This window comes from Acinetobacter sp. 2JN-4 (genome assembly GCF_003687745.1).
GTDB classification, from domain to species: domain Bacteria; phylum Pseudomonadota; class Gammaproteobacteria; order Pseudomonadales; family Moraxellaceae; genus Acinetobacter; species Acinetobacter halotolerans.
In genome coordinates this window covers 46,036-68,788 of the sequence record NZ_RDNY01000011.1, presented here as the reverse complement: position 1 = coordinate 68,788, position 22,753 = coordinate 46,036, and the positions used below count along the sequence as shown (strand labels likewise).

General features: G+C 42.6%; 20 protein-coding genes. 10 read left to right on the top strand and 10 right to left on the bottom strand.

What is annotated here, in order from left to right; translation table 11 throughout:
- Window positions 1-13 precede the first annotated feature (13 nt).
- From cpdA to gluQRS, 3 genes are all read left to right on the top strand, one after another.
- Window positions 14-829, top strand: coding sequence for a 3',5'-cyclic-AMP phosphodiesterase (gene cpdA, locus EAH57_RS14215; protein WP_121930626.1), 816 nt, complete (start codon window positions 14-16; stop codon window positions 827-829).
- Between the two features lie 216 nt (window positions 830-1,045).
- Window positions 1,046-1,579, top strand: coding sequence for an RNA polymerase-binding protein DksA (dksA, locus tag EAH57_RS14210; protein WP_121930625.1), 534 nt, complete (start codon window positions 1,046-1,048; stop codon window positions 1,577-1,579).
- 137 nt (window positions 1,580-1,716) lie between these two features.
- Window positions 1,717-2,652 carry a tRNA glutamyl-Q(34) synthetase GluQRS gene (gene gluQRS, locus EAH57_RS14205; protein WP_121930624.1) on the top strand — a complete coding sequence of 312 codons (936 nt, stop codon included), beginning with the start codon at window positions 1,717-1,719 and terminating at the stop codon, window positions 2,650-2,652.
- A gap of 65 nt (window positions 2,653-2,717) precedes the next feature.
- Here the strand turns inward: gluQRS and ftsW are convergent, their stop codons facing one another.
- The 5 genes from ftsW to EAH57_RS14180 form a co-directional block, all read right to left on the bottom strand.
- Window positions 2,718-3,911, bottom strand: coding sequence for a putative lipid II flippase FtsW (gene ftsW, locus EAH57_RS14200; RefSeq protein ID WP_121930623.1), 1,194 nt, complete (start codon window positions 3,909-3,911; stop codon window positions 2,718-2,720).
- 10 nt (window positions 3,912-3,921) lie between these two features.
- Window positions 3,922-5,280 (bottom strand): UDP-N-acetylmuramoyl-L-alanine--D-glutamate ligase, encoded by a 1,359-nt coding sequence (murD, locus tag EAH57_RS14195; RefSeq protein ID WP_121930622.1) that lies wholly within the window; start codon window positions 5,278-5,280, stop codon window positions 3,922-3,924.
- 201 nt (window positions 5,281-5,481) lie between these two features.
- Window positions 5,482-5,733, bottom strand: coding sequence for a DUF6587 family protein (locus tag EAH57_RS14190; RefSeq protein ID WP_121930621.1), 252 nt, complete (start codon window positions 5,731-5,733; stop codon window positions 5,482-5,484).
- A gap of 71 nt (window positions 5,734-5,804) precedes the next feature.
- The gene (gene feoB, locus EAH57_RS14185; protein WP_121930620.1) at window positions 5,805-7,658 is read right to left on the bottom strand and encodes a ferrous iron transporter B; all 1,854 of its coding nucleotides are present in this window, start codon (window positions 7,656-7,658) and stop codon (window positions 5,805-5,807) included.
- Window positions 7,655-7,915, bottom strand: a complete 261-nt coding sequence (locus tag EAH57_RS14180; RefSeq protein WP_121930619.1) for a FeoA family protein — start codon at window positions 7,913-7,915, stop codon at window positions 7,655-7,657. The genes feoB and EAH57_RS14180 overlap by 4 nt, the downstream gene beginning before the upstream one ends.
- Before the next feature lie 151 nt (window positions 7,916-8,066).
- Here EAH57_RS14180 and xerD point away from each other — a divergent pair, with 151 nt between their 5' ends.
- From xerD to thrC, 4 genes are all read left to right on the top strand, one after another.
- Window positions 8,067-8,987, top strand: coding sequence for a site-specific tyrosine recombinase XerD (gene xerD, locus EAH57_RS14175; protein ID WP_121930642.1), 921 nt, complete (start codon window positions 8,067-8,069; stop codon window positions 8,985-8,987).
- Window positions 8,988-9,121: 134 nt separating this feature from the next.
- Window positions 9,122-9,937, top strand: a complete 816-nt coding sequence (locus EAH57_RS14170) for a DsbC family protein (RefSeq protein ID WP_121930618.1) — start codon at window positions 9,122-9,124, stop codon at window positions 9,935-9,937.
- 129 nt (window positions 9,938-10,066) lie between these two features.
- Complete coding sequence (locus EAH57_RS14165) at window positions 10,067-11,368, top strand: homoserine dehydrogenase (protein ID WP_004668219.1); 1,302 nt, start codon at window positions 10,067-10,069, stop codon at window positions 11,366-11,368.
- Window positions 11,369-11,477: 109 nt separating this feature from the next.
- Window positions 11,478-12,617: a threonine synthase gene (gene thrC / locus EAH57_RS14160; protein WP_005194683.1), complete on the top strand. Its 1,140-nt coding sequence runs from the start codon at window positions 11,478-11,480 to the stop codon at window positions 12,615-12,617.
- A 65-nt stretch (window positions 12,618-12,682) separates the two neighbouring features.
- Here thrC and pbpG read toward each other — a convergent pair whose 3' ends face one another.
- The gene (gene pbpG, locus EAH57_RS14155) at window positions 12,683-13,747 is read right to left on the bottom strand and encodes a D-alanyl-D-alanine endopeptidase PBP7/8 (protein ID WP_121930617.1); all 1,065 of its coding nucleotides are present in this window, start codon (window positions 13,745-13,747) and stop codon (window positions 12,683-12,685) included.
- Between the two features lie 209 nt (window positions 13,748-13,956).
- On the opposite strand from pbpG, the gene EAH57_RS14150 reads away from it, so the two are divergent.
- Genes EAH57_RS14150 through EAH57_RS14140 form a run of 3 tightly spaced genes read left to right on the top strand, consistent with a single transcriptional unit; the run spans window position 13,957 to window position 17,625 of the window.
- Window positions 13,957-14,592: a response regulator gene (locus tag EAH57_RS14150; protein WP_004668213.1), complete on the top strand. Its 636-nt coding sequence runs from the start codon at window positions 13,957-13,959 to the stop codon at window positions 14,590-14,592.
- Window positions 14,593-14,610: 18 nt separating this feature from the next.
- Entirely contained in the window at window positions 14,611-16,176 is a 1,566-nt protein-coding gene (locus EAH57_RS14145; protein ID WP_121930616.1) for a sensor histidine kinase, read from the top strand.
- Window positions 16,177-16,197: 21 nt separating this feature from the next.
- On the top strand, window positions 16,198-17,625 hold the full coding sequence (locus EAH57_RS14140) for a sigma-54-dependent transcriptional regulator (protein WP_121930615.1): 1,428 nt from the start codon (window positions 16,198-16,200) through the stop codon (window positions 17,623-17,625).
- A 45-nt stretch (window positions 17,626-17,670) separates the two neighbouring features.
- Here the strand turns inward: EAH57_RS14140 and EAH57_RS14135 are convergent, their stop codons facing one another.
- The 4 genes from EAH57_RS14135 to lptF form a co-directional block, all read right to left on the bottom strand.
- Window positions 17,671-18,837, bottom strand: coding sequence for a S41 family peptidase (locus tag EAH57_RS14135; protein WP_121930614.1), 1,167 nt, complete (start codon window positions 18,835-18,837; stop codon window positions 17,671-17,673).
- A 51-nt stretch (window positions 18,838-18,888) separates the two neighbouring features.
- On the bottom strand, window positions 18,889-20,433 hold the full coding sequence (gene gpmI, locus EAH57_RS14130; protein WP_121930613.1) for a 2,3-bisphosphoglycerate-independent phosphoglycerate mutase: 1,545 nt from the start codon (window positions 20,431-20,433) through the stop codon (window positions 18,889-18,891).
- Between the two features lie 127 nt (window positions 20,434-20,560).
- Window positions 20,561-21,631 carry an LPS export ABC transporter permease LptG gene (gene lptG, locus EAH57_RS14125; protein ID WP_121930612.1) on the bottom strand — a complete coding sequence of 357 codons (1,071 nt, stop codon included), beginning with the start codon at window positions 21,629-21,631 and terminating at the stop codon, window positions 20,561-20,563.
- Window positions 21,631-22,731: an LPS export ABC transporter permease LptF gene (lptF, locus tag EAH57_RS14120; protein WP_121930611.1), complete on the bottom strand. Its 1,101-nt coding sequence runs from the start codon at window positions 22,729-22,731 to the stop codon at window positions 21,631-21,633. Before lptF ends, lptG begins: the two co-directional genes overlap by 1 nt.
- Between the last annotated feature and the right edge of the window lie 22 nt (window positions 22,732-22,753).

The following is a 22,753-nucleotide window of genomic DNA, read 5'->3' as shown; positions in this document are numbered from 1 at the left end:
GGGGCTAAAGACGGTGACATTCCAAGTCTCAACATCATCTCAACAAGATTTTGTGATGATACAGATTACTGATACACATTTATTAGAGTATCCACATTTAGAGTTCGTTGGAATGCAGCCCGAACTGAGTTTCCGTGCCGTCATTGAATTGATGCGTGAACAGCACCCTCAAATCGACCTCATTGTCCACACTGGTGATCTAGCCCAAACACCTACGCCTGTAACCTATCAGCGCTATATTCAGCATATGCAAAGCTTGGGTATTCCTTTTTTTCATACCCCCGGTAACCATGATGATGTGGCACATTTTCCATTCCATCAAGCCGACCAAACACAGCCCACAATTATTGAACTGGGGAAATGGTGCATTATTCTACTCAATAGTGCTCAACCACAACGCATTGACGGAAAAATTGCGGATATCCAGTTAAAACAGTTAGCTGAACTGCTCCCTCAATTACAGGATCGCTATGTCATCATTGCATGTCACCATCATCCATTTGCCATGCAGTCTGCTTGGATTGATCAGCACAAATTAAAGAACTCGTCTGATTTGCTGGAAATCATTCAACCTTTTTCCAATATCAAAGCCATTGTTTGTGGACACGTCCATCAAGACTCTATTCAAACATGGCAGGGCATTGAGTTTTTATCCACTCCATCGACTTGTATTCAGTTTAAACCGAAAAGCGATAAATTTGCCTTAGATGAAGAACATCCGGGTTATCGGTATATCTGCCTCAAAGCCAACGGAGAATTAGAAACCCAAGTTTACCGTTTATCTACCTCCGAGCGCTTAATGAGTTCAGAAGTTTTGGGTTATGACTAGCGTAGATCAACAATCACCCGACTCTAAACTTTTGATTACAAATCACATCCATGATTTCTCACCAAATCTAGACAGGAATGACTACCATCTTGCTCAAAAAATCTATATGATGACGACCCCTGATGGAAAAAACCATCAACAGTTTCTATAAAAACACTTGCATATCACCATATTTTTTGCGTATAGATAGTACGTGTAAGATGAGGAATGCCCTATATGGCGAATGACAACCAAAATCAAGTCTTGGATGAACAAACAGAAGTGATTGACGAGCAAAAAGCGCCTGTAAAACGTGTGCGAAAAACCAAACCTAAAGCTTCAGAAGGTGGAACGACTGCCAGCTTATTTGGTATCGCACCTTATCAGCCAAAGAAAAACGAAGAATACATGTCTGATGGACAACTGGAGCATTTCCGCCAGATCTTAAATGCGTGGAAAGCTGAGTTGATGTCAGAAGTTGATCGCACCTTGAACACCATGCAAGACGAGTCGTCTGCACTGCCTGATGTGAATGACCGCGCGACACAAGAAGAAGAATTTGCGATTGAACTGCGTACACGTGACCGTGAGCGTAAACTCATTCGTAAAATTGAACAATCACTTGAAGCAATACAAGCAGGTGATTATGGTTTCTGTGAGACTTGCGGTATCGAAATCGGTTTACGTCGCTTAGAAGCACGTCCGACTGCGACTCAGTGTATTGATTGCAAAACTTTGGCTGAAATCAAAGAAAAGCAAAATAACGGATAAATCCTCCCTTTCTTGCGCTGCTCCAATCGCATTTTAAGGAAGAATTCCCCCCCTCTTTAGTCTTGCGAAGCTTTAAATGCTTCTCGAGACTAGGGGAAATTTAATAATAGATAAAAATATTTTATCCACCACTCTCTATGTCTAATCCTCTTCCAGAAAAACACAGTTTTTCTCTTGCGCAGCGGCAAAGCGATGCTTTGCTTAATCGCTGCTCATACATCGGTCGCTTTGCCCCCTCTCCTACAGGCCCTTTGCATTTTGGGTCATTACTCACTGCGGTTGCCAGTTATTGCGATGCCAAAGCCCATCAAGGCGAATGGTTGGTCCGGATTGAAGATACCGATATCCCACGCATTTATCCGAATAGTGAAGCGCATATTCTTGCGTGTATTGATGCCTTTCAGTTTGAACCTGATGCTAAGATCATTTTCCAAAAAAATCGCTTAGATATTTATGAACAGGTACTTGAACAATTAAAATCATCTCAAGCCATCTATGCCTGTCAATGTACCCGTAAAATGCTCGGCTCAAATCACATTTATGCAGGAACATGCCGTGATTTAAATTTAGATTTTACTCAACAAGCGATCCGCCTAAAAGTCGCTGACCATCTCATCTGCTTTGAGGATCGTCTACAAGGACGGCAATGCTCAAGCCTACAGGATGAACTCGGTGATTTTGTCCTAAAACGTCGTGATGGCATTGTGAGTTATCAACTGGCTGTAGTGGTCGATGATTATCTACAAGGCGTCACGCACGTGGTGCGAGGCGCAGACCTACTAGATAACACAGCTCGCCAAATTTGGCTCGGTTCACTGCTAGATTATCCATTATTAAGCTATATGCATCTTCCTCTGGCCATGAATGAACAAGGACAAAAACTCTCGAAACAAAATCTAGCGCAAGCTTTGGACATATCTAAAGCACCCGAATTATTACAACATGCCATTTTAGCACTCGGTCAGCCTGCTGTTGATCTTGACCAACCACGCGTCATGCTGCAACAAGCCGTTCAACAGTGGAATGTGAATTTGATTCCAAAAGGCAATCATTTGACTGGAATCTATCAATAGCCATAAAAAAAGCCCTGAGCGATTACATTCAATTGCTCAGGGCTTTTTGACTTTTTAGACCTCAACTAGAAATTTGATTCTTCTTTGACAGGATTGAGTTCTTGTGTCGATGCATCAATTTTTAGAATTAAACTAATCATTGCCGCACACATCATCAACGAAGTACCACCATAACTAATAAATGGCAGTGTTAAACCTTTGGTCGGCATCAAGCCCATGTTCATGCCCGCATTTACCAAAATTTGTAGCAAGAAAATAATACTAATCCCATAAGCCAAGTAACCTGCACGCAAGTAGTTATGCTGCAAAGCACGATGCCCGATCTTGATACAACACGCCAACATCGTGAAGGACAGGATCATGACCAAAGTCACACCGACAAAACCGAATTCCTCACCAAGTACCGCCAACATAAAATCAGTATGTGCTTCAGGAAGATAGGAAAGCTTTTGTACACTATGCCCTAAACCCGTTCCAAACCACTCGCCACGCCCAAATGCCATCAGCGCGTTAGATAGCTGATAACCGACACCCAATGGATCTGCCCACGGATTGGTAAAGGAAAGTAACCGTTCAAAACGGAATGGTTCAAAGATAATTAGCGCACTAATGCCTGCTAAAATCGCACCCAACATGATTAAGAACTGTGTCGCTGGCGCACCTGCCAAAAAGAATACACCGACCATCATCAAGACAATTACAACCGTTGCACCGAGATCAGGTTCCGCCACAATGAAGCCCACGGTTAAGGCCATTACACCGCTTAAACGCAGCAGTCCTTTCCAATGCGTTCGAACTTCCTTGGCACGGCGAACCACATAATCTGCCGTAAAAATTGCCATGACAATCTTGGCAATCTCAGTCGGCTGTATGGTAAAACTACCGATTTTAATCCAACGATGTGCACCATTTACTTCGGTACCAACCAGCAGTACCGCCAGTAACAAACCCATGGTGATGAGCCATAATAAGAATGCATTTTTGAACCACAGATTCATAGAAATTCGATAGGTGAGAAAAGCCACCACACCAGCTACACAAATCGAAATACCATGACGAATTAAAAAGTAAAATGGGTTCTCATGAATATATTCAGCATACGGCATCGATGCAGATGCCACCATCACCGAACCGAAACACAATAAAGAAACAACACAAAAAATCAGAAGATTACGTGCCGTCATTTCTGCTGGAAGCTTTGGCAGACGACTCAATAATTGCGAAATTTTTTGTGCCGTATTTTGGGCTAAATCAGCCATAATGTTGTTCCTAGTTTTTATTTTCATTCAAAGCATGTACACATGCCACGAATTGATGTCCACGGTCATTGTAGCTTTTAAACATATCAAAGCTAGCGCATGCAGGAGAAAGTAATACAACATCTTCCGCTTGAGTGACTTTCTGAGCAACCTCTACCGCTTCTTTTAAGTTACTGACATGTTGGATGGTCGTCGTACCTTGTAACGCTTGTTCAATCATTGCCGCATCTTCACCGATCAGTATCACTTTCTTTACATATTTTTGTATTGCATTACGTAGCGGTTTGAAATCTTGCCCCTTGCCTTGACCACCCATGATCAATGCCAGTTTACCTTTTTGGGCTTCAATAGCGGCACCTAGACCGTCGATAGCAGCCAGTGTTGCACCGACATTGGTACCTTTAGAATCATTGTAATAACGCACACCATCGATCGTTTCGACGTATTCACAGCGATGCTCTAAACCTTTAAAGCTTTTAAGTGTTTCAAGCATCGATGACGTTGCTAAGCCAATGGCCTCACCAAGTGCCAAACAAGCCAAGGCATTGGCGATATTGTGCATGCCCTGAATATAAAGTTCTGAACTTTTGATTAAGCGCTCACGCCCACGCGCCAACCACATGCCCCCATCGGCCTCTCGAAGCACCCCATATTGATTCAAATCAGGTGCATTCAGCCCAAAATTTTGCATTGGTGTTACATCAGGAACTAAAGGACGACTCAAACTATCATCGCGGTTATACACCACCTTTTTTACACCTTGGAAAATACGATGCTTGGCTTTGTGGTAACCCAACATATCACCATGACGATCTAAATGATCCTCACTCATATTGAGCAACACCGCGACCTCAGCATTGAGGTGCGAGGTGGTTTCAAGTTGGAAACTGGAAAGTTCCAACACAATCAATTCAGGTTGATCTTTGAGTAAATCAAGCGCTGGACGTCCAAGATTACCGCCTATAGCCACTTTTTTACCTGCGTCAGCGGCCATCAAACCGATGAGTGTCGTCACTGTGCTTTTTGCATTTGATCCCGTAATCGCAACGATTGGGACTTCAGTCGCGCGACGGAGCAGTTGAATATCACTTACCACTGGGATGCCTTGGGCAATCGCCTGTTGAATCTCGGGTAATTGTGGTGCAAGACCAGGACTTAAAATAATTTCTTCTGCTTGAAGCAAAAGATCGGTATCCAATTTTCCGAAACTTGTTCGAACATTTTCAGGAATTTGATCGTGTCCTGGGGGTGTTGTTCGAGAGTCCGTTACTGCAACTTGGTAGCCTTGTTCATGCAGAAAGTTTACTGCTGACACGCCTGAAATACCCAAGCCAGCCACAACTTTTAATCCACCACGTTGTATTAACATTTTTGCCCCATTTATTACGGATCACGGAATGGCAAAAATGTTAGCACTTTACTGTTTTAAATGCTTTTTCAGTTTTGGTTTTATTCAGTCTTTTTTGTGTCAGTGCGTAAAAGTTGAGGGTGATGCGCAGCATCCTGAGATATAAGGTCAGCAATCCTAAAAATTGCCCACATTCGCAAACATGAGCAATCATTATATTTCTTAACGCCATTTTACGGTTTGTACTGGCTCGGACTTTTTCGTATCTTTTTCATCGGTAGCACAACCACAACCGCCACCACAACCTGCAACCATTTTAGGTTTCAACCATGTTGCTAAATGCTGCCACCCAAAGCGTTGACAGACATTTGACAAAGCTAAAAATACTGAAGCTGCTGTTTTAGGAAATACCTTTTTAAAAACAACAACGGTACTCCATAGCACCAGTACAGCAACAATTAAGGACTCAAACATAAGCCACTCTCCAATTATCCCCCTTAAAAAGGGCTACGCTGCGGTTATCGCAGCGCAAGGGAAGATTACAATCACCCCCAAATGCTGGATGCAATTTGGTAAGTGAAGAAGGACATCAAATAAGCCAATCCAAACAGATAAGCTGTCATGATGGCCACATGTTTCCAAGAACCTGTTTCACGACGTACTGTTGCCAAAGTCGCGAGACAATGTGGTGCATAAATAAACCACACCAATAAAGACAAGCCAGTTGCCAATGACCAGCCTGAACCATCCGCACTGATTAAACTCGCCAAGCCCTCTGCAATTGCATCATCATCAGCGCCAGACAGTGCATAAACCGTACCCAGTGCAGCAACCACCACTTCACGTGCAGCCATTGCTGGAATCAAAGCAATACAAATTTGCCAATTAAAACCAAGTGGTGCAAAAATAGGTTCCATCAAATGACCCAACATCCCTGCAAAACTATAATCAATCGCAGCGCGGGTTGCATCTTCAGGTGCTTGAGGGAAAGTACACAGAAACCAAAGTAAAATCGATAAAGCGAAAATGATTCCACCAACGCGTTTTAAGAAGATTTTACCTCGATCCAATAAACCAATAGCCACACTTCTGATATCGGGAATACGGTAACTTGGCAATTCGAGTAACAATGCATGCTGTGATTTATCCTTTTGTAAAAACTTGGTCACAAAGGCAACACACAACGCACTAACAATACCAGCCATATATAAGCCGAACAGCACCAAACCTTGCAGGTTAAAGATTCCCAACACAGTTTGACTTGGAATAAATGCAGCAATTAACAGTGCATAAACGGGTAAGCGCGCGGAACAGGTCATCAACGGCGCAACCATAATCGTGGTAAAACGATCCCGATGATCGCTAATACTACGTGTCGCCATAATTCCAGGAATTGCGCAAGCAAAGCTAGACAATAACGGAATAAACGCACGCCCACTCAAACCAGCTTTAAACATTAACTTATCAAGTAAAAACGCTGCGCGCGGTAAATAACCCGATTCTTCTAATACCAAAATAAAGAAGAATAAAATTAAAATTTGTGGCAAGAACACCACCACACTACCCGCCCCAGCGATAATCCCATCAACCACTAAGCTATTCAGTAAAGGATTCGCAATCGATTCGCCCAACATCTCACCGAGCCAAGCAAAAAAATCCTCGATGCCATCCATAAAAGGTGCAGCCCAAGCAAAAACTGCTTGGAACACGATAAACATCATCACGGCAAGACTAAGTAGACCTAAGACTGGATGTAAAAATATTTTATCGAGAAAATCAGTACGTTTATCTTCCTGATCAACAAAGCTCACCACATCTTTGAAAATCACTTCAATTTTCTGATGATGCTCACCTGTTAAACCACTTAACTCCGTTTGCGGGATCGAATACTTTTCTTGATCCAAAGCATGACGTAAATTTTCGATGCCTGCGTTGCGTACAGCGACCGTTTCGACCACAGGTACGCCTAAGCGCTGTGAAAGCTTCTGCGTATTAATCTGGATACCGCGACGACGCGCCTCATCCATCATGTTCAATACAACCAGTATCGGTCGACCAAGCTCAATCATTTCCAAGACCAAGCCCAAGTGCAATTTCAAGTTGGTTGCATCTACGACACATAAAAAGGCATCTTGCTGCCCTTCTTCTGCAATTTTACCTTGGCAAACATCACGGGTAATTTCTTCATCTGGACTAGTTGCTTGCAAGCTATAGGTGCCTGGCAAATCCAGCACACGCACACTTCGGCCAGAAGGCAATTGAAAGTGACCGACCTTACGCTCAACCGTTACACCCGCATAGTTGGCAACTTTTTGGCGTGTTCCAGTTAAATGATTAAATAAAGAAGTCTTACCGCAGTTTGGATTTCCCACAAGGGCAACACGTAACGCATCACTCATGCAGGTGCTCCTTCAAGTTGAATTTCAATTTTATCGGCTTCAGATTTACGCAATGCAAAGCGCGTAAAACCGATCTGGATGAGAATGGGGTCACCACCAAAAACACCTTTGGTCACCACTTGTACTTGTGTACCTGGCACAAAGCCTAAACTCTCTAAACGAACTGCCACAAGATCTGCATGTTCCGTTTCATCGACTGAGCGATTTACTTTGGTAATCATCGCTGTTTGCTTGACTTTTAATGCTGATAAACGCACCACTTTTCACCATAAAACCTTTTGCTCAAGTATACAGACAAATGAGAATAATTACCAAAAGCAATCTCAATGCCATTTACAATAAACCTCCAATCGACAAGCCTTCTTTTTTCTTTTACAGTGCCAACACATCATGCATATCTGAATGACCATGTTAAATAAAAAACCGCGCATCCCTGCCGCCGTGACCATTCCCGAACATTTGGGTTTTTTACAGGGTTTCCGTGATTATTTAGTTGCGCAAACCGTCAGTCCACATACCCGTAATGCTTATTTATCTGACCTGATTCAATGTAGTGAATTGCACAAAAATGGCGTATTACCACAATGGTCGAGTAATGATATTGCGGATGTATTGATTGCATTGACCAAAGCAGGAAAGAGTCCTCGCTCTATCGCTCGCTGCTTATCCGCTTTACGTCAATTTTATAAATTTCTAAGAGAACAAAAACTCAGAGATGACAATCCTGTTGCCACCCATCAATCGCCGAAAATTGGTCGAGCATTGCCAAAGGATCTATCCGAACAAGATGTGGAGGCTCTGATTCATGCACCAGACATTAGCAATGCTTTAGGTCTACGTGATCGCGCCATGCTCGAGGTTTTATATGCTTGCGGTTTGCGCGTTTCAGAGTTACTCAATTTGCGCTTAGAACTCATTAATTTAAAACAAGGTTTTTTACGTATTACGGGTAAAGGCAATAAAGAACGACTGGTACCACTTGGGCAATATGCTTGCGAGTGGATCGAAAAATATTTAGCAGAATCTCGACCACAGCTGTATAAGAGTAGTACTGATTATCTATTTCTAACCCAGCATGGTGGAATTATGAGCCGTCAAAATTTTTGGTATGCAATTAAACGCTATGCCCTTCAAGCCAACATCCAAACTGAACTATCACCGCATACTTTACGCCATGCTTTTGCAACACACCTTTTGAATCATGGTGCTGATTTACGTGTCGTCCAAATGCTACTCGGACACAGTGACCTATCTACCACACAGATTTACACTCATGTTGCGCAACATCGTATGCAAGAACTGCATAGCAAACACCATCCGCGCGGCTAAAATAACCTTTTATCTGGGAATCAGCGAGAAGATATTCTCATTCACAGAGAGTCAGCAAGATTTAACGAAGTCATTTGATTTTTTTGGTATGCTTAGCCGCTTATAGAAATGAAAACGTACAAAAAAGGTTCTTTATGGTGTTTACTCGATCTCAGCTTGTACTTGCTTGTACATTAGCCTCAACCTTATTGGTCAGTGCTTGTTCAAAAGAAAATTCAGCACAAAAACAAGATACGCTCACAGCAAGCACACCTGCGACAGGTGAAGCATCCACGTTAAATGAGCGTAATGCACAACAACGTTTGGTCTCGACTTTAGAAAAGAATTTTAAAACCGCTAAAATTAACGCCAAAATCGTTTCAATACAAAAAACTGAAGTTTCCAACTTATTCTGGGTCAATCTTGAAGGTATGGGTTCTGTGTATGCCACCAGCGATGGTCAATATATTATTCAAGGTGATGTAATTCGCTTAGGCGACAAACAACTACATAATGTCAGCGAAGCACTGCAAGCCACTGAGAACAAAAAACACTTGGCTTCATTAAAGAATGAAGACCTGATTGTTTATCCAGCCAAAGGTGGTAAAGCCAAACATATCATTTATGTATTTACCGATTCGAGCTGTCCATACTGCCACCGACTCCATGAAAATATTCCTGCCATAAACGAAAAGGGCATTGAGATTCGTTATATTGCATGGCCGCGTGGTGATCAATTTATGCCAACGATGCAAGCCATCTGGTGTAGTAAAGATCGTAAAGCTGCATTTGATCAAGCGATTCAAGGCTTACCTGTTACAGCAGCCGAGTGTAAAAATCCAGTAAGCGACCAATACCAACTCGGTTTAAATATGGGTGTGAATGGTACGCCTGCAATTTATAACGTTGAGGGTGAGTATTTAGGCGGCTATATGACTGCGGATGAAATCGCTCAACGCTTAAACAAATAAGCCTTTTCTCTACCGCCAAGAAAGAACGACTTGGGCGACAGATTAAAGATGATCTTAGCCCTAGTTTCGCTGCATTTTTTTAGCTATGATCAAGCTTCATTAAAATGATTGAATAAAATGGAGTGTGACGTGAAACCAGTTCGTCTGGCGATACTCGGTCTTGGTACTGTTGGTGGTGGAGCCCTTAAATTACTACAAGAAAATGCTGCTGAAATTAAACGCCGTACTGGTCGAGAAATTCAAATTACACACGTAGGCACCCGCCGTCCACGTCCAGATTTACAACTCGCAGGGATTCAGCAAAGCGCTGATCTGATGGAAATTGTGCGTCAACCTGATGTTGATGTCGTTGTGGAAGTCATGGGTGGGATTCATCCTGCTTATGAACTGATTATGGAAGCCATTAAACATGGCAAGCAAGTCGTCACAGCAAACAAAGCCTTACTTGCTGAACATGGCAATGAACTGTTTAAAGCTGCTGAGGATAACGCGGTACAAATCGCTTATGAAGCAGCCGTTGCTGGCGGTATTCCGATTATTAAAGTGATCCGTGAAGGTCTTGCTGCCAACCACATCCAATGGCTCGCAGGGATTATCAACGGTACAGGTAACTTTATCCTCACCGAAATGCGCGAAAAAGGTCGTGCATTTGCAGATGTTTTGGCTGAAGCACAACAACTTGGTTATGCTGAAGCGGATCCAACCTTCGATGTTGAAGGGATTGATGCAGCACACAAGCTTACGATTTTAGCCTCTTGTGCTTTTGGTATCCCATTACAATTTAACAAGGTGTATACCGAAGGGATCAGCAAAATCACCGCGCAAGATGTGAAATATGCCGAAGAACTTGGTTTCCGTATCAAGCATTTAGGTATTGCTCGCCGCGCAGCCAATGGTATTGAACTGCGTGTACATCCAACATTGATCCCTGCTGAACAGTTGATAGCCAATGTAAACGGCGTTAAAAATGCAGTGTTGGTACAAGCGCATGCCGTCGGTCCAACGCTTTATTACGGTGCCGGCGCTGGTGCGAGTCCAACGGCTTCTGCTGTCGTAGCTGATGTGATTGATATTGTTCGTGACATCTCGTATACCGAAGATGGTGCGGGGACTATTCCGCAATTGGCATTTGAAGCCCTAGCCGACATGCCGATTTTAAGCCGTGAAGAAATGACGACTGGATACTACATCCGTCTAAATGCCGAAGATCAGACAGGCGTACTGGCTGATGTCACCGCGATTTTAAGCCGTACAGGTATTAGTATTGATGCCATCATGCAACAATCTCGTCTAAAAGATTTGATTCCAATCGTGATTTTAACTGATCCAATTGTTGAATCAAAAATGGATGAAGCGCTTGCACAAATTCAAGCATTACCTGCAATTCATGGCGAAATCGTCAGAATTCGTTTAGAATCGCTCGATAGTTAATCAGGTTTTTAAATCCCCCTAAATCCCCCTTTTCAAAGGGGGGACTTGCACATCGTCAAGTCCCTTTTGAAAACAAAGATTTAAAATATCTATATATTGGAACACCATCATGTCGAATGCCAATCGTTATACTGGTCTTGTAGATCGTTATCGTGACCGTTTACCTGTATCTGCAACTACGCGTGCAATTTCTTTAGGTGAAGGTAATACACCGCTCATTAAACTCGAGAATATTCCACGTATTATTGGTAAAAACGTTGAAATCTACGTGAAATACGAAGGTCTGAATCCAACAGGTTCGTTTAAAGACCGTGGTATGACGATGGCGGTGACCAAAGCAGTTGAAGAAGGCTCTAAAGCGATCATCTGTGCATCTACAGGAAATACCTCAGCAGCCGCAGCAGCTTATGCAGCGCGTGCAGGCATCAAGGCATTTGTTTTGATTCCAGAAGGCAAGATTGCGATGGGTAAAATGGCTCAGGCGATGATGTACGGTGCGATTACCATGCAAATCCGCGGTAACTTTGATGATGGTATGCGCCTCGTCAAAGAGGTTGCTGATCAAGCACCTGTTACTATTGTAAACTCAATTAATCCTTATCGTTTGCAAGGTCAAAAAACCATTGCTTATGAAATCGTAGAAGCTTTGGGTCGTGCACCTGACTATCACTGCTTGCCAGTGGGCAATGCGGGTAATATCACTGCACACTGGATGGGTTACACTGAAGCTGTTGCAAATCAGCCTGCTGATCAGTTTGAACAAGTGATTTACGATGCAGCTACAGATCAGTTTACTGGACCAAAACCAGAAGGCTTACCAACCATGGTCGGTTATCAGGCTGCTGGCGCTGCGCCATTCTTACGTGGCGCACCAGTAGAGCATCCTGAAACTGTTGCAACTGCAATTCGTATTGGTAACCCGCAAAGCTGGAACCATGCTAAAGCCGTAGTACGTGATTCTAAAGGTTGGTTTGATGAACTAACAGATGCTGAAATCCTAGAAGCACAACGCTTACTTTCAATGTATGAAGGTGTCTTTGTCGAGCCTGCATCAGCAGCATCGATTGGCGGTGCAATCCGTGATCTTAAAGCAGGTAAAATCGCTGAAGGTTCTGTGATTGTCTGTACTGTTACAGGGAATGGCTTAAAAGATCCTGATACAGCGATCAAGCAATGTGCTGATGCTGTGATGTTGTCGATTGATGCTACGATGGATCAAGTAAAAGATTCGATTCTTTCTAATATGTAACCATCGCGTCTTATAAAATAAAAAACCAGTTGCATGCAACTGGTTTTTTATTTGTTCAATAATAATTAAACACGTTTTGGCAAAGTATTTAACCAAGTCAATAAGTTGGTTGCATCGTTGGTACGTGCTTGAGAGCTCGATGCACCAAGTAGTACTACAACAGCAGGACGAGAATTCACAGTGGTATGCATCACCACACAACGTCCCGCCTCATTAATAAAACCTGTTTTTGACAAGTTAATATTCCAACCGCCATTACGAACCAAGGCGTTGGTATTATTCGACTTAAGAACTCGATAACCTAAATTAAAATCATAAGTTGGTGTGGTTGAGAACTGACGAATCAAACCATACTGTGAAGCTGCACTGACTAAAATACCCAGATCACGTGCCGATGAAACATTGCCCGGATGTAAACCTGTTGACTCGACATAATGGGTCGCTGTCATTCCCAATTGTTTTGCTTTGCTGTTCATCGCCGCATAGAAAGCATTACGCCCACCTGGATAAGTTCGCGCTAAAGCAGCAGCAGCAGGATTTTCTGATTTCATCAAAGCGAATAGTAATAATTCTGCTCGATTCATACTATCGCCTGCGCGTAGTGTGGAACTCGAGTTCTTTCCGCCTGCGCCAGCAAAATCGATGCTCTGTAAAGTAATTTCTTCAGACATGTTCAATCGAGCATCAGCAGTAACCACGGCTGTCATGACTTTGGTGATTGACGCGATTGGCAAAGCTGAGTTGGTATTTTTGCTATACAGCACTTCACCCGTTTGCGCATCCATCACCAATGCAGCGCGTGCATTCACTGAAGGCTGGCTGATTGAACCAGAAGTATCACGTATCTGAACGCTTTTTTGTGGCGTTGCTGATGAACTAATCGTAGCAGATCCACCACTACGCAAAGTCGTCGTTACAGACGTAGAGCCTTGTGGAGTAATATCCAATGACTCATCATCATTCATCAACTGATTGACATCACTGGCCGACCAGCTCAATGATGCTGAACCATTGTCAATCGAAGACGCTGAATTGTTATTAACAACCAACTCAGCAAAACTTGTTGAACTCCAAGCCAACAAGATAGACATGCCTAAGACATGCATGACAGATTTTTTAGCATTTTTCACGACACAATACTCAACTCAGGGTGCTGCACATTTGCGCTTACTATCATTATGCCTTACATTTGAGCATATTGGGTAAAGCTTTTATAGACACAATTGTGTACAACTATTCTCTTAAAATGAAGAATAGCATTGCTAATTTTGTCATTTCATTGCAAGCTAATTTTGCTTTATGTAACAAAAAACCAATTTTTTAATAAAAGGAGGTCTTCTTGATCACTGTTCTCGTTGTTGATGATCATGAACTCGTACGTACTGGTATTTGTCGTATGTTAGAAGACCACCCAGAAGTTGAGGTCATTGGACAGGCCGAATCTGGAGAAGACGCGATCGCTATTGTTCGCCAAAAACACCCTCAGGTTGTGCTTCTGGATGTAAACATGCCGGGGATTGGTGGTGTAGAAACCACACGACGCTTGTTACAAAGTGCTCCGGATACAAAAGTTATCGCTGTAAGTGGTCTAGCAGAAGAACCTTACCCTTCCCTTTTACTCAAAGCAGGCGCCAAAGGATATATCACCAAAGGTGCACCGATTGCGGAAATGGTTCGTGCGATTAACAAAGTGATGCTGGGTGGTAAATATTTCAGTGCTGACATCGCTGAGCAACTGGCCAGTTCTTATCTTTCTGATACGCAGCAATCCCCTTTTGATGCGCTGTCTGAACGTGAAATGCAAGTGGCGATGATGGTGGTCAACTGTATTAGCGCCCAAGAAATCGCTGACAAGTTATTTGTCAGTGTGAAGACCGTAAATACCTATCGTTATCGTATTTTTGAAAAACTGGCAATTGATAGTGATGTCAAACTCACCCATCTTGCGATTCGTTATGGACTGATTAAACCTTAAAACCCTTGTGAATCGCCTATGTTGGGAAAAATTGCATCCTCAGTGTCACAAACCATTTACCAACTAGGCGCTTGGTATAGCGGATATCGTCTGATTATTTCCGTCAGCTTATTGCTCATTTACCTATTGACCGCCGAGCAACTGGCCAACAATTACATTTACCCGTCTTTATATTTCTATACGCTGATCGCTTATGTCACGCTCAATATCGGTCAGCTTTTATTTCTAAGATTGGTTCCATCACAAATCAGTAAGCAACTTATCTTGATCTTCATCATTGATGTGGTCTGCTTAAGTATTATCACCTTTTCAACAGGTGGACCCAATCTGCAACTCAGCTTGCTCTACGTCATTATTATTTTTTCATCTGCAATCTTACTCGATGCCCGACTTTCCCTGATTATTACGCTTTTTGCTGTGATCATGGTGATTTACCAGCGTTTCATTGGTAACTTTCTTGATTACAACAACTTAAATCATTTAGGCAATAGTCTGCTATTGGCCTTTTTATTTTTCGTGGTGTTTGCGATTGGGCGTATTGCAGTACAACGGTTTAATATTTTAGAAGCATTGACCTTTCATCAATCGATTGAAATTCATCAACTTCAAAATATTAACCGCTATATTCTGGAACAAATTGAAGACGGCTATTTGGTACTCGATGAAAGCAATCATATCGTATTGACCAATCCCGCTGCCAACGCCTTATTGGGCATTCACGTGCCTGTCTCGACTGAAAAAACGCCCCTCATTAAGTGGCAACCAGATCTCTTTGAACTGATTAAATTTAGTGATTTAGAAGATGGCGAAGAATTTACATTTGAGTCGCAACAGAGTCTATATACCGTCAATGTTCGGGTGAAACATTTAATCGTTCCTGAACAAGCACTGGTGTTGCTGGTATTAAAAGATGCGCAGAAGCTCACGCAACAAGTACAACAATTAAAATTAGCTGCGCTAGGACAACTCTCGGCCAGCATCGCCCATGAGATTCGCAACCCTTTGGCTGCGATCGTGCAAGCCAATGAGTTATTTAAAGCCAGCGATGAGCATCAACAAGAAATGCTGTCTCGTATGATTAGCAAACAAGCGAAGCGGATTGACTGCATTGTGCAAGACACCTTGGCGATGGCACGTAACAAGCCAACAGAGCCTCAAACGATTGATCTGACCACATTCTTTGAAAGTCTATGCAATGAGGACTTAGCTGACGTCAAACACATGATTCAGCTCAACATTCCTGAAGACATCAAAGTTCTATTTGATGACAAACAATTACGCCAAGTGCTGATTAATTTAATTCGAAATGCATTGCGCCATAATGCCTCAGATGCCCCTTATATTGAGATCGAAGTTCAGAGCTATGAGGGACGAATACGCATTGATGTGATTGATTTTGGTACGGGTGTTGCGAAACGTGACCTTTCTCAACTGTTTAAACCATTTTTTAGTACCGAAATTAATGGAACTGGTTTAGGATTGTATCTGTCTCATACATTTTGTGAGGCAAATCATGCAAAGCTCACTTATGTAGAGCGACAACAAGGAGCATGCTTCAGGATTGAGTGCTCAATAATTAATTGATTAAATTAGGTTTTTCGGGGAATGACAACTAAACAACCACTCGTCTTGCTTGTAGACGATGAAGAGGACTTGTGTCTCTTAATGCAAATGACACTTGCACGAATGGGCATCAAGACACATCTCGCTTATCGGATTGAGCAAGCAAAAAAGTTTTTCACTGAGTTTCAGTATGATGCTTGTCTAACAGATTTGAACCTCCCAGATGGCAACGGTTTAGATTTAGTCAAACACGTCACTCAGAACCATCCCAACACACCCATCGCTGTACTTACGGCTTATGGCAATATGGACATTGCGATTGCAGCACTAAAAGCAGGTGCATTTGATTTTGTCAGTAAACCAGTCAATCAAAAGCATTTGGATCAATTGATTCAAAAAGCCTTGAATCGACCGCAACCTGAACAAGAGGCAGCCGAAACAGCGTTAGAAAATAAACTGTTAATCGGGCGCTCGCCGCCAATTCAACAGTTACGGATCGCTTTAAAGAAAATTGCGCGTTCTCAAGCGCCTGTGTTTATTACAGGTGAATCAGGAACAGGCAAAGAGGTGGTTGCAAATCTGGTCCATCGTTTAAGCAATCGTAGTGAAGGGCCATTTATCGCGATTAACTGTGGTGCGATTCCAACTGAATTGATGGAGAGCGAGTTATTTGGGCATAAAAAAGGCAGCTTTACGGGTGCGACACAAGACAAACAAGGCTTAATTCTTTCTGCGCACGGCGGTAGTTTATTTTTAGATGAAATTGCTGAATTGCCTTTGAATATGCAAGTAAAATTACTGCGTGCAGTACAGGAAAAGAGAATTCGCCCTGTCGGTTCGGATCAGGAAATTGATGTTGATTTTCGAGTGATTAGTGCCAGTCATCAAGACCTGGAACTATTGGTGCAACAAGGTCGATTTAGACAAGATTTATTTTTCCGTATTCATGTGATGGATATCGTACTTCCACCCTTACGCGAACGCGGACAAGATATCCTGTTATTGGCCAATCACTTCATCCAGAGAATTAGTCAGGAATGGGATTTATCGCCTAAATCCTTATCGACTCGTGCCGAGCAGTTCTTGCTACAGCAATACTTCCCTGGCAATGTCCGTGAATTGCGTAATATCATTGAACGCGCAATGACGCTTAGCGATGATAACAGCATTGACCTCGCACACTTACAGACCGCACCTTTGCGCACGATCTCGATGCCAACAGCATCACTCTATACTCAAGAAGATGTTGAACCAGCACAATATTCAACCAGTCCAAGCACCAGTTCCAAAAAGCTTCCACCTGAAGGCTTAGAACGTTATTTAGAAAATATTGAGAAAGAAGTCCTGCTCAACGCACTTAACTTAACCCACTGGAATCGAACCTTAGCTGCTAAGAAATTAGGGATGACCTTCCGCTCTTTACGCTATCGTTTAAAGAAATTCGGCTTGGATACTGAAGAGGACGAATAATTCTTAAAAAAAATGAAGCCCCTAATAATCAGGGGCTTCATTGCATTAAGGCTTACTTTTCAGCACTAATTCGCTGATATGCTCTAAATAATAATCTTCTTTCATTTCAGGCTGCAAAGCATAACTTTGATTCGGCTGAATGCCTTGCCCTTCGATCATTTGATCTTTGGGTGTGTAATAGTGCGACACCGTCATTTGTAGCGCTGCGCCACTCGGCAATGGAAACAGTTTTTGTACGACGCCTTTACCGTAACTATTTTCTCCAACCACCCATGCACGTTTATGTTCTTTTAATGCAGCTGTAAATACTTCAGCAGCCGATGCCGAACGACGATTAATTAAGATTCCTAATTTAAGCTTTTGGAACTCATTCGATGGTAGCGCCTGAAATTGCTGATCACCTTCGGAACGGCTCTTGGTTGTGACGATCAGACCGTTGTCCAAAAATAAATCTGCCGATTCAACTGCGGCTGAAAGTAGACCACCCGGATTATTGCGCAGATCTAACACTACAGCCTTTAATTTTTGTGAACCAAACTCTTCAATGAGTCGCTTAATTTCATTGGCTGTGTCTTGTTGAAACACTCTAATTTTAAGGACTAAAACTTGATTGTGTAATAAAACGGGTTCTATATCTGTTTCTACTTTCTTATTTCTGACCAAGATCAGTGTACTTATATTGTTTTCTGGCAAAATTTGTATGGTACTACCAATTGAGCCATACAATAACCCTTGGACTTGGTCTTGATTTAAGTTTTTTAACTCTTGATGATCAATTTTAAGAATCGCCTGCCCATTACGCAGACCCAGTTTATTCGAATCAGAGCCTGTTTTTAGACCTTGAATCTGCCACAATTTTGTATGCGCATCATAATTTAAATTAAAATCGACCGAAGCCAGATCACCTTCGGTATATTGAATCAGTTGACGATACTCTTCAGCAGATAAATAACGAGAATAATTATCTAAGCCACTCACCAAACCTTTAATCGACTGCTGAAATAAAGCATCATCTGATTTTTTATCAACATAGTTATCTCGCACAATGCCATAAATCTGTACAAACTGCTGAATCGACTCAATCGGCACTTCGGCACTTCTTGATGTGCTGTCATCGCCCCATCCAGAAGGAGGAGCAGCATGAAGTGTAAGCCCCCAACACATCAACAAACTTGCCCATAGTGCTCGATAAATGTTGTTGTGTTGAGTCATACGTTCACCTTCTAAAGCATCACGCCGTATAAGCGAGATTAAGTGGGCAGATTACTGTAAAGTAATTAAGTTCTTACCTTGCATTTCTGGAGGTACAGGAATCTGCATCAAATGGAGTAAAGTTGGCGCAACGTCAGCCAAGATACCACCTTCAGCAATTGTGGCTTGGGTAGGACCGACATAGATAAATGGAACTAACTCAGTGGTATGCTGGGTATGGACTTGTCCACTGACATAATCTTGCATTTGCTCTACATTACCATGGTCAGCAGTAATTAACATATGCCCTTTGTTTGCCATCACCGCATCATAAACACGACCTAAGCAGGTATCCACGGTTTCTACAGCTTTGATCGCAGCGTCAAATATCCCAGTATGTCCAACCATATCACCGTTGGCATAGTTCACGACCAACAGATCAAACTCACCAGAGTTAATTGCATTGACCAACTCATCCGTGACTTCATAGGCACTCATTTCTGGTTTTAAGTCATAGGTTGCAACGTTTGGCGATGGAATCAGAATACGTTTTTCACCCGTATACTCATCCTCACGCCCACCGCTAAAGAAGAAGGTCACATGTGCATATTTTTCAGTTTCAGCAATCCGTAATTGAGTTTTGCCTAAACTCGACAGGTATTCACCAATCGAGTTTTTTAACCCTTCAGGCATATAAGCAATCGGTGCATCAATACTGGCTTGGTAACGTGTCAACATGACAAATTTTGACAATTGAGGAATAACTTTACGTGTAAAACCAGCAAAATCTCTTTCAACAAAAGCACGGGTAATTTCACGCGCACGATCAGCTCGGAAATTCATAAAGACTAGACTATCGCCATCTTGTACTTTTACGACTTCACCAATACGAGTTGCTTTGACAAATTCATCATTTTCTTCTGCCGCATACGCTTGTTCCAAACCTTCAACGGCAGTAGCTGCAACTCGAGTTGACTCACCCTCAGTCATTAAACGATAGGCCTGTTCAACACGATCCCAACGGTTATCACGATCCATTGCAAAATAGCGCCCAATCATCGAAACAATACGACCTTGATCTGGATATTGAGCGAATAAGGCATCTAATTTTTCTAATGACGGTTTGGCACTACGTGGTGGTGTATCACGACCATCTAAAAAAGCATGTAAATAAACCGTTGCGCCACGTTTGAGCGCTAGCTCACACATCGCAACAATATGATCTTCATGTGAATGCACCCCACCTTCAGACAGCAGTCCCATCACATGCACTGCACCGTTGGCAGCTTTGGCTTTTTCAACGGCATCAATCAGGACTTCATGCTCAAAAAAATCACCCGTACGGATATCTTTGGTAATTCGAGTAAAATCTTGGTACAACACACGTCCAGCACCAAGATTCATATGTCCAACTTCTGAGTTGCCCATTTGACCATCAGGTAGACCAACATCTTCACCTGAACCAGAAATCAAACTGTTCGGATGCTTAGCTTTCATCGCTGTAAGGTTTGGCGTTTTAGCGGCTAAATACGCATTATCTTCGACTGCTTCGCGATGTCCTACACCATCCATAATTACAAGAACGTGAGGAATTTTACCAGCATTTGCATCCGTCATAATGGGCTCTCTGTGTGTCTATCATTTGATCGGCATAGTTTACCGAAATTTAAGCAAATTCTCTATGACCTTGCTGCTGGCTTTCACCCATCTACAGCAGGGAAATAATGGATCAATAAAGTATTGTTTATCTTGCTCGATACAATAAATAACTACCGATGCTAAACATTAACACCACCGGTAATAATACAAACCAAGCAGGTGAAGGTGCATAGACCAAGCTCGCATAACCCATAAAGTCTTGTAGGTAGAAAAAGCCTAGACCTGTAAATAAGGCAATCACCAAACGAAAACCCATTGATTGTTGGCGCAATGGACCAAAAATAAAAGAACATGCAATCAGCACTAACGCAATCAAAGCAAACGGCGATGCAACTTTCTGCCAAAACGCTAATTCATAGGTTTTTGGCACTTGGCTGTATTCCTCCATATAGCGCATAAAACTAATTAGCTGACTTGGAGAGAGATCTTCTGGATCCAAAGTCACCATATGCACATATTTCGGTTGTAGCGCCAAAGCCAAAGCTTGTTGTGCGTGGTCAGTTTTGACGGCATTGCCTTGGGCTAATAAATCAACTTGATGTGCCTGTTCTAAAGTCCATTGCCCATCTTTGACAAAGTTGCCATGTTCAGCCGTTACAAAAGACTGTAAGCGATAGTTTTCATCAAAATCAATCGACTGAATATTACGAAGCTGCCCTTGTGCGTTGGCATAGTCGATATAAACAAAACGCTGCCCTTCACGTGACCAGTAACCTTTGACTTCACCTAAAGCGGCAACACTGCGTTGCTTTTTGATGCTTTGGGCTTGTTCATTGGTATATGGAACCACCCATTCACTCAGAACAAAAGATAAGACGATCAACAACAGCGCTGAACGCATCACCCAGCCGACTATTCGCCAAAGGCTAATCCCAGCTGAACGCATGACGATGAGTTCACTATTTGAAGCCAAGGCTCCCAATCCCAGAACAGAACCAATCAATGCCGCAACAGGCAAGATCTCATAAAGATAACGGGGTGCACCCCACATCACATAGAGGAAGGCTTGCCACGCATTATAACTGTCTTTCAGCGCGCCTAACTCACCGAGATACGTAAATAACACCTGCAAAAAAGACAACACCAGCGTTGTACCAAGCATGGCGAGGACTGTGGTTTTTGTCACATGTTTGGCGACTATTCGACGTGCTAACATTACAACCCCACTCGCTGAATACTTTTCTTGATTTTTGGTGCCAGTTTCTGTTTCCGTGCAAAAATTGCCGCGACCATTGCATAAATAAGCAATACAACTGGGTATGCCCAAACGTCTAACTCTGCTTTACTGATCCGAGTTTTAATCGCAATCATCAACACAATCAAACTGGCGAAAATAAAAATCGCAGGAATCAGACGATAATATCGTCCTTGACGTGGATTCACTTCAGATAATGCCACCGCAAGCAACAAGGCAACCAGCATGACAAATGGACCAAAAATCCGCCAGCCCAGCTCACTTCTGACCACAAAATCATCACGTTTTTGCCATAATTTCGCCATCGACAAGGCTTCAACATCCTCACTTTCAAATTTCACATCCTTATCATTTTCTAAACGTAAACGATAAGATTGAAACTCAGCTTGGGTATATCGTGGCTGATTTGGATAGATTTCATAACGTCGACCCTGCACCAAATCAACGACGCTGGCAGTATCATTTTCCATTTCTACCCGAGTCGCTTCTTTAGCCAAAATCATTTGATCAGGTTTATCGTCGCGATCAGACTTATAATAATAAAAAACATCTTTTAGCTTTTTCCGATCTTCTGACAGCGACCCCGCATAAATCGTATATGATCCCGAGGAAATAAACTCTCTTGGCCTCACCAAATCAAAACCTGCGCGCACCGCTTGCGTCTGCATCAGATTTTGATAACCACTGATGCCCGCAGATGCCCCCCAACACATCAATATCGCTTGCACAATCAAAAATACAAAGCTCATCGGCAACAATAGTCGTGTCAATTGATTACGACTGACCCCACTGCCATTGAGCACCGCCATTTCATGATCGACATAGAGACGACCAAAGACCAACATCAGGCCAATAAAAAAGCCCAATGGCAAAATCAAAGTTAAGAATTCTGGCAAACGATAGGCAATAATGCTGAGCAAAACGCCAGCATCCAAACGTCCTTGTGCAGCTCGTCCAAATATCTTGATGAGCTGACCGCCCATAATAATTAAAGTCAGTAAGGCAGTCACAACCAGTGAAGTGGACACCACTTGTTTGACGAGGTAACGCCGAATAATCAAAGTAATGCTTCCAAAAATAGAC

Excerpts from the sequence above, each read along its gene's own strand:
- dksA (WP_121930625.1), top strand. The coding sequence starts at position 1,046 with ATGGCGAATGACAACCAAAATCAAGTCTTGGATGAACAAACAGAAGTG.
- gluQRS (WP_121930624.1), top strand. The coding sequence starts at position 1,717 with ATGTCTAATCCTCTTCCAGAAAAACACAGTTTTTCTCTTGCGCAGCGG.
- ftsW (WP_121930623.1), bottom strand. The coding sequence starts at position 3,911 with ATGGCTGATTTAGCCCAAAATACGGCACAAAAAATTTCGCAATTATTG.
- murD (WP_121930622.1), bottom strand. The coding sequence starts at position 5,280 with ATGTTAATACAACGTGGTGGATTAAAAGTTGTGGCTGGCTTGGGTATT.
- EAH57_RS14190 (WP_121930621.1), bottom strand. The coding sequence starts at position 5,733 with ATGTTTGAGTCCTTAATTGTTGCTGTACTGGTGCTATGGAGTACCGTT.
- feoB (WP_121930620.1), bottom strand. The coding sequence starts at position 7,658 with ATGAGTGATGCGTTACGTGTTGCCCTTGTGGGAAATCCAAACTGCGGT.
- xerD (WP_121930642.1), top strand. The coding sequence starts at position 8,067 with ATGTTAAATAAAAAACCGCGCATCCCTGCCGCCGTGACCATTCCCGAA.
- EAH57_RS14170 (WP_121930618.1), top strand. The coding sequence starts at position 9,122 with ATGGTGTTTACTCGATCTCAGCTTGTACTTGCTTGTACATTAGCCTCA.
- thrC (WP_005194683.1), top strand. The coding sequence starts at position 11,478 with ATGTCGAATGCCAATCGTTATACTGGTCTTGTAGATCGTTATCGTGAC.
- EAH57_RS14145 (WP_121930616.1), top strand. The coding sequence starts at position 14,611 with ATGTTGGGAAAAATTGCATCCTCAGTGTCACAAACCATTTACCAACTA.
- EAH57_RS14140 (WP_121930615.1), top strand. The coding sequence starts at position 16,198 with ATGACAACTAAACAACCACTCGTCTTGCTTGTAGACGATGAAGAGGAC.
- EAH57_RS14135 (WP_121930614.1), bottom strand. The coding sequence starts at position 18,837 with ATGACTCAACACAACAACATTTATCGAGCACTATGGGCAAGTTTGTTG.
- gpmI (WP_121930613.1), bottom strand. The coding sequence starts at position 20,433 with ATGACGGATGCAAATGCTGGTAAAATTCCTCACGTTCTTGTAATTATG.
- lptG (WP_121930612.1), bottom strand. The coding sequence starts at position 21,631 with ATGTTAGCACGTCGAATAGTCGCCAAACATGTGACAAAAACCACAGTC.